This window comes from Thiofilum sp. (assembly GCF_016711335.1).
GTDB lineage: Bacteria > Pseudomonadota > Gammaproteobacteria > Thiotrichales > Thiotrichaceae > Thiofilum.
In genome coordinates, this window is the sequence record NZ_JADJTF010000001.1 from 1,559,081 (window position 1) to 1,572,897 (window position 13,817).

Genomic DNA, 13,817 nt, shown 5'->3' on the forward strand with positions numbered 1-13,817 from the left:
AGGGCTAAGTGAGGCAAAAATTCTATTGCTTTTGGGGTAGGGGCAGCCGGTTAAATAAATGACTACCCCTTGAGTCTATCAGCTTAAATCAGTCGTTGAGTGTGTTTAGGAATACGCATCTCACTGACTAATTGATCAATTTTAGCGGGTGGAGGACTGGTCACGGCTGCAACAGCAATAGCTACTAGCAGGTTAATGCATGCACCCACAGCACCAAACGCTTCTGGTGAAATACCCCATAACCAATATTGAGCGTTATTCGGTGCCATTGCTGTTTCTGGAATAAAGCCCCATCCTTTAAACCAAAAAATATACGTTAGGGTCACTATTAATCCGGTAAGCATCCCAGAAATAGCTCCGTATTGATTCATGCGTTTTGAGAAAATACCCAACCACAAGGCGGGAAATAAGGAAGCGGCAGCTAAACCAAAGGCGAGAGCCACCACTTCAGCCGCAAAGCCGGGCGGTTTTAAGCCCATATAACCCGCAATTACTATAGCAACGGTCATAGCAATACGCCCTATGGTGAGTTCTGCTCCCTCACTTAAATCAGGCTTGAGAATAGATTTAACAACATCGTGTGAAATAGCGGCAGCAATGGTAAGTAATAAGCCCGCAGCGGTAGAAAGAGCAGCCGCAATCGCACCTGCTGCGGTCAAGGCGACTAACCAGTTAGGCATACCTGCAATTTCTGGGTTAGCTAAGACAATCATATCGTTATCCAGTACTAATTCATTACCTTTCCAGCCATATTTAGCTAAAGGGCTTTGCTCGTGAGCTTGTTGTGCGAGGGTTAAATTGGCTTGAGCTTGAGCGATTTGTGCTTCAGTACCTGAACCGCTGAGTTGTTTAAGTCGTGCCTCACTTTGGCTTAAGCCCTTGTCATTGTAGTACTGGATGCGACCATCATTATTTTTATCAGTGAAAGTCACCAGACCCGTTTGCTCCCAGGTATACATCCAGTCGGGACGATATTCATAGACCAAATTAGCATCGGCTTGGTCAAGTGCTTTTAATTGAATGGCATTAGTAATATTTAAACGTGCCATTGCCCCTAAAGCTGGAGCCGTAGTATACAAAATAGCAATAAATAATAGAGTCCAAGCGGCGGAGCTACGGGTTTCACGCACAGTGGGTACAGTGAAAAAGCGCACAATAATATGCGGCAAGCCCGCTGTTCCCAGCATAAGTGTCATAGTGAGGAGAAACATATTGAGCTTATTCACATCACTATGCGTATAAGCATTAAAACCTAAATCAGTTACCAGTTTATCCAGTGCGTCTAATAGGTGCAGTGAAGGGTTACTCACCAGCGTACTGCCTAAGCCTATTTGAGGAAATAATTGTCCTGTGAGTTGCAAAGAAATAAAAATAGCGGGAATCGTATAGGCAAAAATTAATACAACATATTGGGCAATCTGTGTATAAGTAATGCCCTTCATTCCCCCTAACACCGCATAAATAAAAATAATCACCATCCCGATTAAGAGTCCAGTTTGTACTGACAGATCGAGAAAGCGTGCAAAGGTAACACCTACCCCTTTCATCTGACCGATAACATAAGTTAGTGAAACAATCAGTAAGCACAATACCGCGACTAAGCGGGCGGCATTGGAGTCATAGCGTAGACCAATGAATCCGGGGACAGTAAATTGACCTAACTTACGTAAATAGGGCACGATTAATAGTGCTAGTAAGACATAGCCCCCCGTCCAGCCCATAATAAAAGCAGACCCCTGATAACCACTAAAGGCTAAGATCCCCGCCATAGAAATGAAGGAAGCCGCAGACATCCAATCAGCAGCGGTGGCCATACCATTAGCAATCGGGTGTACTCCTTTGCCTGCCACGTAGAACTCGCTAGTAGTTCCGGCTCGTGCCCATATCGCTATGGCTAAATACAAGCCAAAACTCACCCCGACCACAATATAAGTCCAAAGCTGCAAATCACTCATCCCGTAGATCCTCGCGTAAATTACCAATGCACCGGTAGAAAGCTAACAAATAAAGTTGTGCCTAAATACGTGACATTAATTATAAGGTAGAAAAAAGCGTGTGCGCGGGAAGTTTAGAGCTTTAGAGCGAATTATTTATATGCTTAACATAGAGTTATTATAACTTAAGAAGAGAGTGACACTGTGACTGGCTAGGGGATTGTTTACGCTTCGCCCTAATATGGTGCATTGACTAGACTAAACTTGATAATAACGGGTGCTAGCTCCAGTAAAAACAATATCTAGCAAGGATGGCGTGATATTTGCATTTACAAAGCCTAATCACATAGCTAGTGCATACTTAAAATAGGTAAGTCCTCAATGAGAGTAATCAATGATCTGCTCAATATCATGACCAGTGCTATCGTGGTATTAGATCATGATCTGCATATCCTCTATATGAATCAATCGGCTGAAGTGTTGTTGGGGCAAAGTGTTCATCGCTCTTTGAGTCATCCCTTTTTACAGTTGATTAAAAGTGAGTCGTTTGCCGAGCAATTACGGCTAGCGCGTGGTTTGCGTGAGCCTCATGTGATTCGTGAGTGTGCGGTCGATTTAATCGGTTTAGAAAATATTACGATTGATTGCATTGTGACGCCCCTATTAGATAACGATCAAGAGGGCGAGCTATTGCTGGAGTTATGGCGTGTTGATCGTCAATTACGCATTGTGCGTGAAAAACAGCTACTTACCCAGCAACAAGCGATTCATGAAATGATCAGGGGTATTGCCCATGAGATTAAAAACCCGCTCGGTGGTTTACGCGGTGCGGCGCAATTATTAGAAAGTGAATTACCCGATCCAGCTTTAAAAGAATATACCCAGATTATTATTGCTGAGGCGGATCGACTCAAACAGTTAGTCAATAATATGTTGGGACCGCGCAAAATTCCTAATGTAGAGCGGGTTAATATTCATGAGGTACTGGAGCATGTACGTCACTTGGTGAGCAGTGATAGCACGAATGAAGTGACCTTTGAATTAGATTATGACCCTAGTATTCCCGATGTCATGATTGATCGCGGACAACTCATTCAGGTATGCCTCAATATAGTGAATAACGCCGTGCGTGCTACGCACTATAAAGGTACGGTGTGGTTGCGTACCCGCGTGATGCGACAATTTACTATTCGTCAGCATCGCCACCGCTTAGTTTTGAGGGTGGATATTGGTGATGATGGTGAGGGTATACCTGAGCATTTACGCGACAAACTATTTTTGCCTATGGTGAGTGGTTATGCCGACGGAACTGGGCTTGGTCTATCCATAGCGCAATCGATTATGCGTCAATACAGTGGAGTCATTCACTACGAATCAGAGCCGGGCAAAACCTGGTTTTCCATCTTAATTCCTTACTCAAATGGCAAGGAGAAAGCCTTATGCCCGAAAACATGATTTGGATTGCGGATGATGATCGCTCGATCCGCTGGGTACTGGAGCGTGCATTGCAGCGTGCTGATATGAAAGTACGTAGCTTTGAAAGTGGTGATCAAGTACTAGCCGCCTTACGCCAGCAGCAACCCATCGCTTTATTAACCGATATTCGTATGCCCGGCTTGGATGGAATCGGTCTATTAGAGCGTATGCAGCGCGACTATCCTAATATTCCAGTGATTATTATGACTGCACATTCCGATCTAGATAGCGCGGTATCCGCGTATCAAGGCGGAGCATTTGAGTATTTACCTAAGCCCTTTGATGTTAATGAGGCGGTAGATTTAGTGCGGCGTGCGAGTCATGTGTATGACAAGACTGTATCTAGACCAGTACTCGATAATGAAATGCTAGTGTCACGCGATATTATTGGACAGTCACCCGCGATGCAGGATGTATTCCGTGCCATTGGGCGTTTATCCAAATCGAGTATTACGGTACTGATTACGGGTGAATCTGGAACGGGTAAAGAGCTAGTGGCCAAAGCGTTACACACCCATAGCCCGCGTGCCAATAAGCCGTTCATTGCGCTCAATACGGCAGCTATTCCACGTGAGCTATTAGAATCAGAGTTATTCGGGCATGAAAAGGGGGCTTTTACCGGAGCGTATGCGCAGCGTAAGGGGCGTTTTGAGCAGGCGGATGGGGGCACGTTATTTCTAGATGAAATTGGTGATATGCCCGCAGAATTACAAACCCGTCTATTACGCGTCTTAGCCGAAGGGACTTTTTATCGAGTAGGAGGACATACGCCAGTACAAGTGGATGTCAGGATTATTGCCGCAACCCATCAAAAGCTTGAGGAGTTAGTGCGTAAAGGCACGTTCCGTGAGGATTTATTTCATCGCCTGAATGTGATTCGGATTCATAATCCTCCTTTGCGTGAACGCCGTGATGATATTCCTTTGTTATTAATTAATTTCTTACATCGTGCGGCAGAAGAGTTGCAAGTTGAAGCTAAAACTTTGTCCCCAGCCGTGTGTGAATATATGCAATCTTTGCCTTGGCCGGGCAATGTGCGCCAATTAGAAAATACCTGTCGTTGGTTAACCGTTATGGCTTCCGGTCAAGAAGTGGTAATGGAGGATTTACCGGCTGAGCTATTGCATATTGATCAGCATAACAGTGGTATGGAAATACCGGCTGATTGGAGTAAGGCTTTAGCACAATACGCCGAGCATCGTTTAACTAATGGTTCAAAAGCGTTGTTGGATGAATTAGCCCCTATTTTTGAGCGCGTATTATTGCAAGCAGCTTTAAATAAGACGGGTGGACGTAAGATTGAAGCAGCCGAATTATTGGGTTGGGGACGTAATACCTTAACGCGTAAATTAAAAGAGTTGGGGATTGATGAATAATAAGTGGGCTATAAATCAGTTAATAGGGTTTTGAGTGCGTAGTAATTCTTTGCCGCTTATCTTGAATAATTAGTCACTAATCGTTTATTTGCCTTGGATTCGGTTATTTAATGAAATTTCTTCTAGCCTCATAACCGTAGGCTCAGCGCATGGAGTGTTTGTGCTGGCTAAACTCAAAAAATGGTCAATAAACATAAGCGGTTATAGGATACAGAAAATGGAAATGGATACTACCGGTCGAACCTCTATAAGTACGAGTGCGCCCACTGCCAGTAGTGGTAGTACTACGGCTCCTAGTTCATCTGATGTTTCGCAGTTTTTAACAGCATTAGGTATGCCTAGTGATGTGTCAGCACTGAGTACTGAGGAAGCTGCAACCTTGCAACAAGTAGTAGGTCTGGCTCAAAGCAGCGGAGTTGACTTAAATACTTTAGCATCAATGGCAACTCAGTCATTAGGTAGTGGAACCTCTAGTGCTACCACGACTACCGATATGCCAGTCTCTAGTGCTCCTGCTGCTACTGTGAGTCCTACTTCTGTATCCAGCAGTGCCGCTCCTACTGTAACAGTAGCCGCTACTCCAGTGAATACCACTTCTCCCACGCATCATATGGCCGCTAATGCCAGCTTAGCGCCTAGCTCGACAACGAGTGGTAGCAGCTCTACTACCTCTACTAGCAGTTCTACTGGCAGCAGCTCCGGAACAGGTACAACTACCTCTACTACCTCAGGTACGAGCCAATTAGATGCGGTATTAGCTAGTGTGGGTGGAGTGGAAGGTTTAAAAAGCATTCTAAGTACTTTAGGCATGGATAGCGCGAGCATTAATAGTTTGGTTAATGGTCTTGCCGCAGGCGATGTGAATGCCTTTAATACTTTGATGAGCATACTCAGTGGCGCTAGCGGTTCAACTGGTTCAACAGGCTCCACTGGCTCAACAGGCTCAACAGGCTCAACAGGCTCAACAGGCTCAACAGGTTCAACCGGTTCAACAGGTTCAACCGGTTCAACCGGTTCAACCGGTTCAACCGGATCAACAGGTTCAACCGGTTCAACAGGTTCAACAGGTTCAACAGGTTCAACAGGTTCAACAGGTTCAACAGGTTCAACAGGTTCAACAGGTTCAACAGGTTCAACCGGTTCAACAGGTTCAACAGGTTCAACCGGTTCAACAGGTTCAACAGGTTCAACAGGTTCAACAGGTTCAACAGGTTCAACAGGTTCAACAGGTTCAACAGGTTCAACAGGCTCCACAAGTTCTAGTGGTTTGAGTCAGTTAGATAGCGTATTAAGCAGCATCGGTGGGGTAAATGGCTTAAAGAGCCTATTAAGCAGCATTGGTATGGATAGCAATACCATTAACAGCCTCGTCAATAGCTTGGCGGCAGGCGATGTAAATGCCTTCAATTACCTAATGAGTATTCTAAATTCTGCCACTGGATCAACGGGTTCAACCGGATCAACAGGTTCAACCGGTTCAACAGGTTCAACAGGTTCAACAGGTTCAACAGGTTCAACCGGTTCAACAGGTTCAACAGGTTCAACCGGTTCAACAGGTTCAACAGGTTCAACAGGTTCAACCGGTTCAACCGGTTCAACAGGTTCAACAGGTTCAACTGGTTCAACTGGTTCAACTGGTTCAACTGGTTCAACTGGTTCAGTAGGCGGTGGTACTTCTACGGGTGCTATGGGTGGATATGGTAAAGGCTCAGCACCGCGCGGCGAGTTCTATGGTCATGGTGGTTTTGATCGAGCAGGTGGTTCTGGTGCTTATCGGGGGCACTGGGATGGGGGCGGACGTGGTAGCTTTGGTGGCGGACATGGAGGGGGCTTCAGCGTGAGTGCGTGGAGTTCTGGTGGACATGGCGGCTGGGGTGGTGGTATTAAAGGTGGCAAGTTTTGCTAAGCCTTAAACTTCACAGATTATAAGTCATTGCTCATAAGAAACCCCACTAATGTGGGGTTTCTTATGATTGGCTTAAAAGGCTAAAGCTGATTAGCAGCTATAATACATTTCAAATTCAATCGGATGAGTAGTCATACGGAAACGAGTTACTTCGCCCATCTTTAACTCGATATAAGCATCGATCATCTCATTTGAGAATACGCCGCCCGCTGTTAAGAACTCACGATCTTTATCCAGTGCATCTAATGCCATATCTAAAGAGTGGCAAACTTTAGGAATGAGTTTGTCTTCTTCAGGTGGTAAGTCGTATAAGTCCTTATCCATTGCTTCGCCCGGATGGATTTTGTTTTTGATACCATCCAAACCTGCCATCATTAATGCTGCGAAAGCGAGGTAAGGGTTAGCGGATGGATCAGGGAAACGTACTTCGATACGACGACCTTTAGGGCTAGCTACGAACGGGATACGGATAGAAGCCGAACGGTTACGTGCTGAGTAAGCTAACATAACAGGTGCTTCAAAGCCGGGAACTAAACGCTTATAAGAGTTAGTGCCGGGGTTACAGAAAGCATTTAAGGCTTTAGCGTGTTTAATGATACCGCCGATGTAATAGAGAGCAGTTTCAGAAAGACCAGCGTACTCGTCGCCTGCGAAGGTATTGACGCCATCTTTAGCTAGAGATTGGTGAACGTGCATACCAGAACCATTATCACCCACGATAGGCTTAGGCATGAAAGTTACGGTTTTGCCGTATTGATGAGCCACATTGTGAATGACGTATTTTTGACGTTGTGTCCAGTCAGCACGCTCAACTAGAGTAGAGAAACGAGTACCGATTTCGCATTGACCTGCATTCGCTACTTCGTGGTGGTGAACTTCAACGGGAACGCCTACTTCTTCAAGGATATTACACATAGTAGCGCGAATATCTTGGAAAGAGTCAACCGGTGGTACTGGGAAATAACCGCCTTTGACTACTGGGCGATGACCCATATTGCCTTCAGGGTATTTCTTAGCTGAGTTCCAAGCGGCTTCTACAGAGTCGATTTTTACGAAAGTGCCACTCATATCAGTGCCCCAACGTACATCATCGAAAATAAAGAATTCAGGCTCTGGACCAAAGTAAGCGGTATCCGCAATACCAGTGGATTTTAAGTAAGCCTCAGCACGTTGAGCGATAGAACGTGGATCACGCTCATAACCTTCCATCGTGGTAGGGTCAACGATAGTGCAGGTGAGGTTAACAGTCACATCTTGGAAGAAGGGATCAACGAAAGCACTATTAGGATCAGGCATTAAAATCATGTCTGATTCATTAATGCCTTTCCAACCAGCGATAGATGAACCATCAAACATTTTGCCGTCAACGAAGGTGTCTTCGCTCACTTGATGTACCGGAGCAGTTACATGGTGTTCTTTACCACGAGTATCCGTAAAACGAAAATCAACGTACTTCGCATCACTTTCCTTAATAAGGTTCATGACGTCTTGAGCCGTTTTTGCCATGCTGGTCTCTCCTAAACTAGAGCAATCTGAAAGAAAATAAATAATCAGTAGTTTGATCTAAAGCCCGCTAAGAAAGTACTTAGGTTAATCACTAAGTTGCTTTTTATTAGGCTTTTAATCATGATAACGGATTAAAGCAATATATATGCCAAGCATTGATAGTGTTTAATCAAGTGCTTGGGCATGATATTTAATTAAACATTGCACTATTTTCGTGCTTAATTTGGGTTTTTTGCACTTTATAAGTGCTTTGGTGCTAAGTTGAGTTTGTATAAGAGGGTTAGCGTGCATACTTTGCCCTTTTATGCCTTAGCAGCGGTGCGTAAGGTAATGTGATATTCACGCTCAACAGTTTCGGTATGCACCACACTATGCCCGTGAATTCGCGCCCAAGCTGGAATATCCTGTAAAGCCCCCGGATCAGTACAAATCACCTTAAGTAGTTGCTCTGGAGGTAATTTGGCTACCGCATCTTGAGTACGAATCACGGGTAGCGGACAGAGTAGTCTACGAGCGTCAACAATGATTTCATCGGAGGTGGACATAGCCAGAGATTCACTTACTTAGCGGCTGATAAAGTGTGCCAGTTTGCCTCAAGTGAGGGGGTAGCTTCAATGATGCTGAGAAGTTTAATTTTAAATTCCTGCGGATCTTTTAAAAAAGTGAGTGTGCCAGAAGGGGGATTGCGTTGTGACAAGGCACGCGAGAGCCAAAAACGTAATGCTGCCGCTCGCATCAGTGCAACCCCTGATGCACGCTCCAGCACAGTCAAAGGACGCAGCTCATGATAGCCTTGCAGACAAGCCAGCAAGCGCGATTCATTTAGCTCACCAGTGTCATAACACCAGTCATTAATCACTATAGCTAGATCGTAAAGCCAAGCATCGTAACAGGCATAATACAAATCAATAATACCTGTTAGTTGCTGGTCTGAGCCTAAAGCATTATCGCGAAATAAATCGGCGTGAATGGTTCCCTGAGGCAGTTGCTTCCAATTGACGGAATCTTGATAGGCTAGCTCAGCCTTTAATAGCGCATGATCGGTTCCTTGAAAATAAGGTAGTAACTCTTGTCCTACCTGCATGCGCCACTCATGCCCGCGATCGGGTGCACGGTATAAAGGGAAGTGTTGAGCACTGAGGTGCATGCGTGCAAGCCATTGCCCTAGCTCATAGCATTGCTCGGTATTAGGGGTTTGAATAGTAGATCCGGGCAAGCGTTGGACTAAAGCGGCGGGCTTAGCTTTCAGGATGGAGAGTAATTGACCCTCTTGGTTGCTAATAGGGCGAGCGGTCGGAATACCTTGTTCCGCCCAAAACTGCATCAGTTTTAAAAAATAATCTAATTCTTGAGCGGTATGTTGCTCAAAGAGGGTAAGAACAAACACACCTTGAGTGGTGGTTACAAAGTAATTGGTATTTTCAATTCCAGCCAAGATACCCTGATAGTCCACCAGAGTACCCACCTCATAATGAGTCAGAAATTGCGTTAGTTCTTCGCTAGTAATAGAGGTATAGACCGACATAAGCTTACCAAGAAAACACTTTCCAGCTGGGAATCATGAGCTGTTTATCTTGTTCGGTAGGGCGTTGTGAATTCGTACCGACTAGCCGATAGCTACTACCGCTTTGTGAAACATAGCGTGTTTCAGAATGAATAGCGGGTGTTAAAGACTCTTCAATAGTGCCGTAGCGATCAGGCGTGGAGATAGTAATAGTACGAGTGCGCCCTAATTTCTCAGTACTAGTAGTAACGCTAGTCGCTTGAACATTAGTATTTGCGGCAGATGTGTCATTCGTATTGACGCTCTCAACAGTGCTGGTAGCACCAAAAGTAGCATTGGTATTATCGGCGTAAACAGTTGCAGTCATTAAACTAAGTAGAGTGGCTAAAAATAAGCAGCGCATGGTTTAAAGCTCCATATAGCGATCACGCTCTTCACTGCTAGGGCCAGCAATCGCGCGTTCATAGTGTTGGAAAATATAGTCGACAATGGCATTTGCATCATCAAGCAGTACAAATAAATCCATGTCTTGAGGAGAAATTGTACCCTGCGTAACTAAGGTGTCCCTGAACCAATTTAATAATCCCGACCAAAAGGGGGTATGCACTAATACAATAGGAATGCGTCGCGTTTTTTGGGTTTGGACTAACGTGAGTATTTCAGCCAGTTCATCTAAAGTCCCAAAGCCGCCGGGCATCACCACATAGGCGGAAGCATGCTTAACAAACATCACTTTACGCGAGAAGAAATGGCGAAAATAGAGCGAAATATCCTGATAAGCATTAGCTTGCTGTTCATGCGGGAGTTGAATATTTAAACCGATACTAGGTGATTTACCACTAAAAGCGCCTTTATTAGCCGCCTCCATTAATCCCGGTCCACCACCACTGACCACAGCAAAGCCTGCATTGGATAGTTTGTGCGCAATTTCTTCGGTGAGGTGATACAGCGGATCGTCTGGTTTAGTGCGTGCTGAGCCAAAAATACTCACCGATGGGCTAATACGCGCTAAACGTTCAAAGCCCTCAACAAATTCCCCCATAATTTGGAAAATTTTCCAACTTTCGCGTGCCAGTTCTTGGTCATTAATCGGTTTTAATACGGGGTGATTAGCACGATGAAGTTTATCCATTCTTATTATTCCTTGAGCAGTTAAGTAATAGTTTTAAGATTGAGCTGCCTCTTCAGGCGTTTGCGTGTAGAGTGTCAACGCATGCAATTGCCCAGACGTTATCACCTCAGATAGGGCAGCATATACGCGTTGGTGGCGTTTTACTTTACTTAAGCCAGTAAAGCTGGCACTGATAATACGGGCTTCATATTTATAACCATCCCCATTCACGGTGACGCTAGCATCGGGTAGATGATTTTGAATGATGGCCTGAACCTCGTCATTAGCTATGCTCATTTCGCGCACTACTCCTAAAAAAGGTTGAGTATACCTAGGTCGAGTCAACAATTTGAGTTTCCAGACTTAAAATTGCAGAATTCTTATTCGTGGCATTGATGTAAGGGAGAGCAAGATGGATGTGGTCAAAGCAATACGCGAGACCTGCGTAGATTTTTGTAAGGCATTAACGCCAGATGAGGTGCAGCGTTTTGTCACCTATACCCAAGAAAAGGTCGTAGGGGCACATGAGCTGATTTCTGATATTGGTGCGATTAATGACTCGTTCTATTTGATTGTTCAGGGGGGAGTGCATCTTTATCAGGTGGAGGGTGATAAAGAGTTTGAAGTAGGCTCGATTAAGGCGGGAGGATTAGTGGGGGAGATGTCCTTTTTTGATCGTAAGCCGCGCACGATTCGTTTAAGAGCTTATGAAAAAGGGGCGGTGCTATTAGAGATTAATCGTCAGCGTTTTAATCGTATGCGGGTGGATGAATCTTATATTGCCACTAATTTATTAGAATTTGTAATCCGTAGTTTGGATTGGCTGATTCGTAATTTAGGTGAGGAAAATGCCAGATTGTATAAGCTGGTAGCCCAAAGTAATCAGGCTCAGGAAGAGCATTTAACTAAACCGACTCCCGCTCCGATTTTATAATTTGTCTTTTATCATTCGTTCTATCAAGGCCGCAGAGCGCGGCCTAGTCCAATGCCTTAGCCGATGTAAGCAATACTAGAGTCGCAGATTACTATGTTCTAACCGATAGCGTTCTGTCGCTTGTACTAAAGCCGATTGAATCGCAGGTTCACTCGCTGCATGTCCGCACGCTTGAATAATTTGTAATTGCGACTTAGGCCAAGCTTTATGTAATTCAAACGCTTGATCTAGCGGGCAGATCATGTCGTAGCGCCCGTGAATAATCACTCCTTCAATATCCGCTAGTTTATCGGCATTATTAATTAATTGATCTGGCTCAAAAAAGCCATGATTAATACAATAATGTGCCTCTAAACGCGCCACGCTTAAAGCAGTATGGGCGCTAGTAAAATGTTCTACGGTACTCTCTTTAGGAACAAGATTAACCGTCATACCTTCCCAACTCGACCACGCTTTAGCCGCCTGCATACGCGCAATTTCATTATCGCCCGTCAAACGTTGATAATAGGCTTTGAGCATATTGCCGCGTTCAGCAACCGGAATAGGCGCTAAATAGTGCCGCCAATAGTCGGGAAAGACGCGACTTGCTCCCTGCACATCTTCATAAAACCATTCAATATCACGCGGACGACACAGAAAAATACCGCGCAAAATTAAATAGCTAACTCGACTAGGATGGGTTTCTGCATAGGCTAGTCCTAGCGTTGACCCCCATGAACCCCCAAAGATTAGCCATTGATCAATTTCTAAATGAGTGCGGATTTTTTCCATATCCGCGACTAAATCCCAAGTAGTATTATTTTCTAATGAAGCGTGCGGACGCGAGCGCCCACAACCGCGTTGATCAAATAGAATAATGCGGTAATGCTCTGGGTTAAAAAATTGCCGATGCCATGCCTCACAACCCGACCCCGGTCCGCCATGAAGAAATACAATCGGAATACCTTCCGGTACACCACATTCCTCAACATATAATTGATGTCCATTGCCCACATCTAAATAAAAATGATAATTTTCCCGAATCGCAGGAAATAAAGTACTCATCAGTTTGCTTCCTGTTCTAATTGTTGCCGTGCTTGCTCAAACAGTACTTTATCCTTATCCGAAACGGTAGGGTAGGCTAGGGGGAGAGCTTTTAAGGTTTGGACAATAGTTTCCGCCACCGCCACGCGCATATAATGTTTACTATCGGCAGGTATGGCGTACCAAGGCGCATCATCACGCGAGGTTTCACTCAAAGCATCCTCATAAGCCTGCATATATTTATCCCAATGCTTACGCTCCGCTATATCACCGAGCGCAAATTTCCATTGCTTTTCAGGATCGTTGAGGCGATCTAAAAAGCGTTGCTTTTGTTCTTCTTTGGAGACATTGAGGAAAAATTTAAGGATCACAACACCATTGCGGGCTAAATGCTGCTCGTGTGTACGGATAGATTCATAGCGTTGCTGCCACAACTCGCTCAGCTCAGCTTCTGTTTGAGGAGTAAAGGGTAAATGTTGCCCGCCTAGATACTCAGGATGGACTTTAACGACTAATACCTCTTCATAGTAACTGCGGTTGAATACTCCAATCCGTCCGCGCTCGGGTAACTGTAAGGTAGTACGCCAGAGAAAATCATGTTCTAACTCAGTGGCAGAGGGCTGTTTAAACGAACTCACTTGAAAACCAGCAGGATTTACCCCGCTGGTGACGGCTTCAATCGTGCCGTCCTTACCGGCTGCATCCATCGCTTGAAATACCAAAAGCACCGCATAGCGATTGTCGGCATAAAGTTTTTCTTGTAAAGCCGCTAGTTCTTTAGTGAGTTCAGAGAGGCGTTTTTTTAGCTCATCTTTGCTTAGATTATTGGCAGGTGGTTTCGTGCTAACCTCACTGAGTTTAAAATCTTGCGAGGGAACACGGTGTTGTGGTGGAAATTCATACATAAGCGCTTACCCTGACAGTGGTTTGGTTATTAGTAGGAGTAGTTTAGAATACTGTGCCTACCAGCGATAAGCTACTAACCTACTCTTAATCTTTGCCTAGTTGAACCTACACTGTTACTAACGGCAAAGATGAATTCACCTA

At 44.8% G+C, this 13,817-nt stretch carries 15 protein-coding genes; 3 read left to right on the plus strand and 12 right to left on the minus strand.

Annotated elements, in window-relative coordinates; genetic code table 11:
* Window positions 1-83: 83 nt before the first annotated feature.
* Window positions 84-1,955, minus strand: coding sequence for a sodium:solute symporter family protein (locus IPL34_RS07370; RefSeq protein WP_296840037.1), 1,872 nt, complete (start codon window positions 1,953-1,955; stop codon window positions 84-86).
* A 360-nt stretch (window positions 1,956-2,315) separates the two neighbouring features.
* Between IPL34_RS07370 and glnL the strand changes: the two genes are divergently transcribed.
* Together glnL and ntrC are read left to right on the plus strand one after the other, a co-directional pair.
* Window positions 2,316-3,389, plus strand: coding sequence for a nitrogen regulation protein NR(II) (gene glnL, locus IPL34_RS07375; protein WP_296840040.1), 1,074 nt, complete (start codon window positions 2,316-2,318; stop codon window positions 3,387-3,389).
* Complete coding sequence (gene ntrC / locus IPL34_RS07380; protein WP_296840043.1) at window positions 3,374-4,786, plus strand: nitrogen regulation protein NR(I); 1,413 nt, start codon at window positions 3,374-3,376, stop codon at window positions 4,784-4,786. The genes glnL and ntrC overlap by 16 nt, the downstream gene beginning before the upstream one ends.
* A 447-nt stretch (window positions 4,787-5,233) precedes the next feature.
* Here the strand turns inward: ntrC and IPL34_RS20735 are convergent, their stop codons facing one another.
* The 9 genes from IPL34_RS20735 to IPL34_RS07415 all read right to left on the minus strand — a co-directional run bounded on the left by IPL34_RS20735 (window position 5,234) and on the right by IPL34_RS07415 (window position 11,110).
* Window positions 5,234-5,389 carry a hypothetical protein gene (locus tag IPL34_RS20735; protein ID WP_366931024.1) on the minus strand — a complete coding sequence of 52 codons (156 nt, stop codon included), beginning with the start codon at window positions 5,387-5,389 and terminating at the stop codon, window positions 5,234-5,236.
* A 3-nt stretch (window positions 5,390-5,392) separates the two neighbouring features.
* Window positions 5,393-6,040 carry a DUF4573 domain-containing protein gene (locus tag IPL34_RS20740; RefSeq protein ID WP_366931025.1) on the minus strand — a complete coding sequence of 216 codons (648 nt, stop codon included), beginning with the start codon at window positions 6,038-6,040 and terminating at the stop codon, window positions 5,393-5,395.
* A 153-nt stretch (window positions 6,041-6,193) separates the two neighbouring features.
* Window positions 6,194-6,475 carry a DUF4573 domain-containing protein gene (locus IPL34_RS20745; protein WP_366931094.1) on the minus strand — a complete coding sequence of 94 codons (282 nt, stop codon included), beginning with the start codon at window positions 6,473-6,475 and terminating at the stop codon, window positions 6,194-6,196.
* Between the two features lie 307 nt (window positions 6,476-6,782).
* Window positions 6,783-8,198 carry a glutamate--ammonia ligase gene (glnA, locus tag IPL34_RS07390; RefSeq protein ID WP_296840049.1) on the minus strand — a complete coding sequence of 472 codons (1,416 nt, stop codon included), beginning with the start codon at window positions 8,196-8,198 and terminating at the stop codon, window positions 6,783-6,785.
* A 302-nt stretch (window positions 8,199-8,500) separates the two neighbouring features.
* Window positions 8,501-8,743, minus strand: a complete 243-nt coding sequence (locus tag IPL34_RS07395; RefSeq protein WP_296840051.1) for a sulfurtransferase TusA family protein — start codon at window positions 8,741-8,743, stop codon at window positions 8,501-8,503.
* A gap of 14 nt (window positions 8,744-8,757) precedes the next feature.
* Window positions 8,758-9,723: a homoserine kinase gene (locus IPL34_RS07400; RefSeq protein ID WP_296840053.1), complete on the minus strand. Its 966-nt coding sequence runs from the start codon at window positions 9,721-9,723 to the stop codon at window positions 8,758-8,760.
* A 4-nt stretch (window positions 9,724-9,727) separates the two neighbouring features.
* The gene (locus IPL34_RS07405; protein WP_296840056.1) at window positions 9,728-10,105 is read right to left on the minus strand and encodes a hypothetical protein; all 378 of its coding nucleotides are present in this window, start codon (window positions 10,103-10,105) and stop codon (window positions 9,728-9,730) included.
* A 3-nt stretch (window positions 10,106-10,108) separates the two neighbouring features.
* Window positions 10,109-10,834 (minus strand): TIGR00730 family Rossman fold protein, encoded by a 726-nt coding sequence (locus IPL34_RS07410; RefSeq protein ID WP_296840058.1) that lies wholly within the window; start codon window positions 10,832-10,834, stop codon window positions 10,109-10,111.
* A gap of 33 nt (window positions 10,835-10,867) precedes the next feature.
* Complete coding sequence (locus IPL34_RS07415; protein ID WP_296840060.1) at window positions 10,868-11,110, minus strand: BolA/IbaG family iron-sulfur metabolism protein; 243 nt, start codon at window positions 11,108-11,110, stop codon at window positions 10,868-10,870.
* A 115-nt stretch (window positions 11,111-11,225) separates the two neighbouring features.
* Between IPL34_RS07415 and IPL34_RS07420 the strand changes: the two genes are divergently transcribed.
* Window positions 11,226-11,747 carry a Crp/Fnr family transcriptional regulator gene (locus IPL34_RS07420; protein WP_296840062.1) on the plus strand — a complete coding sequence of 174 codons (522 nt, stop codon included), beginning with the start codon at window positions 11,226-11,228 and terminating at the stop codon, window positions 11,745-11,747.
* Between the two features lie 75 nt (window positions 11,748-11,822).
* On the opposite strand, the gene pip is transcribed toward IPL34_RS07420, so the two are convergent.
* Both pip and IPL34_RS07430 read right to left on the minus strand, forming a co-directional pair.
* Window positions 11,823-12,791, minus strand: coding sequence for a prolyl aminopeptidase (gene pip / locus IPL34_RS07425; RefSeq protein ID WP_296840063.1), 969 nt, complete (start codon window positions 12,789-12,791; stop codon window positions 11,823-11,825).
* Entirely contained in the window at window positions 12,791-13,675 is an 885-nt protein-coding gene (locus IPL34_RS07430) for a polyphosphate kinase 2 family protein (RefSeq protein WP_296840065.1), read from the minus strand. The genes pip and IPL34_RS07430 overlap by 1 nt, the downstream gene beginning before the upstream one ends.
* Window positions 13,676-13,817: the final 142 nt, after the last annotated feature.

Coding starts and splice junctions, on each gene's coding strand:
- IPL34_RS07370 (WP_296840037.1), bottom strand. CDS start 1,955: ATGAGTGATTTGCAGCTTTGGACTTATATTGTGGTCGGGGTGAGTTTT.
- glnL (WP_296840040.1), top strand. CDS start 2,316: ATGAGAGTAATCAATGATCTGCTCAATATCATGACCAGTGCTATCGTG.
- ntrC (WP_296840043.1), top strand. CDS start 3,374: ATGCCCGAAAACATGATTTGGATTGCGGATGATGATCGCTCGATCCGC.
- glnA (WP_296840049.1), bottom strand. CDS start 8,198: ATGGCAAAAACGGCTCAAGACGTCATGAACCTTATTAAGGAAAGTGAT.
- IPL34_RS07395 (WP_296840051.1), bottom strand. CDS start 8,743: ATGTCCACCTCCGATGAAATCATTGTTGACGCTCGTAGACTACTCTGT.
- IPL34_RS07400 (WP_296840053.1), bottom strand. CDS start 9,723: ATGTCGGTCTATACCTCTATTACTAGCGAAGAACTAACGCAATTTCTG.
- IPL34_RS07405 (WP_296840056.1), bottom strand. CDS start 10,105: ATGCGCTGCTTATTTTTAGCCACTCTACTTAGTTTAATGACTGCAACT.
- IPL34_RS07410 (WP_296840058.1), bottom strand. CDS start 10,834: ATGGATAAACTTCATCGTGCTAATCACCCCGTATTAAAACCGATTAAT.
- IPL34_RS07415 (WP_296840060.1), bottom strand. CDS start 11,110: ATGAGCATAGCTAATGACGAGGTTCAGGCCATCATTCAAAATCATCTA.
- IPL34_RS07420 (WP_296840062.1), top strand. CDS start 11,226: ATGGATGTGGTCAAAGCAATACGCGAGACCTGCGTAGATTTTTGTAAG.
- pip (WP_296840063.1), bottom strand. CDS start 12,791: ATGAGTACTTTATTTCCTGCGATTCGGGAAAATTATCATTTTTATTTA.
- IPL34_RS07430 (WP_296840065.1), bottom strand. CDS start 13,675: ATGTATGAATTTCCACCACAACACCGTGTTCCCTCGCAAGATTTTAAA.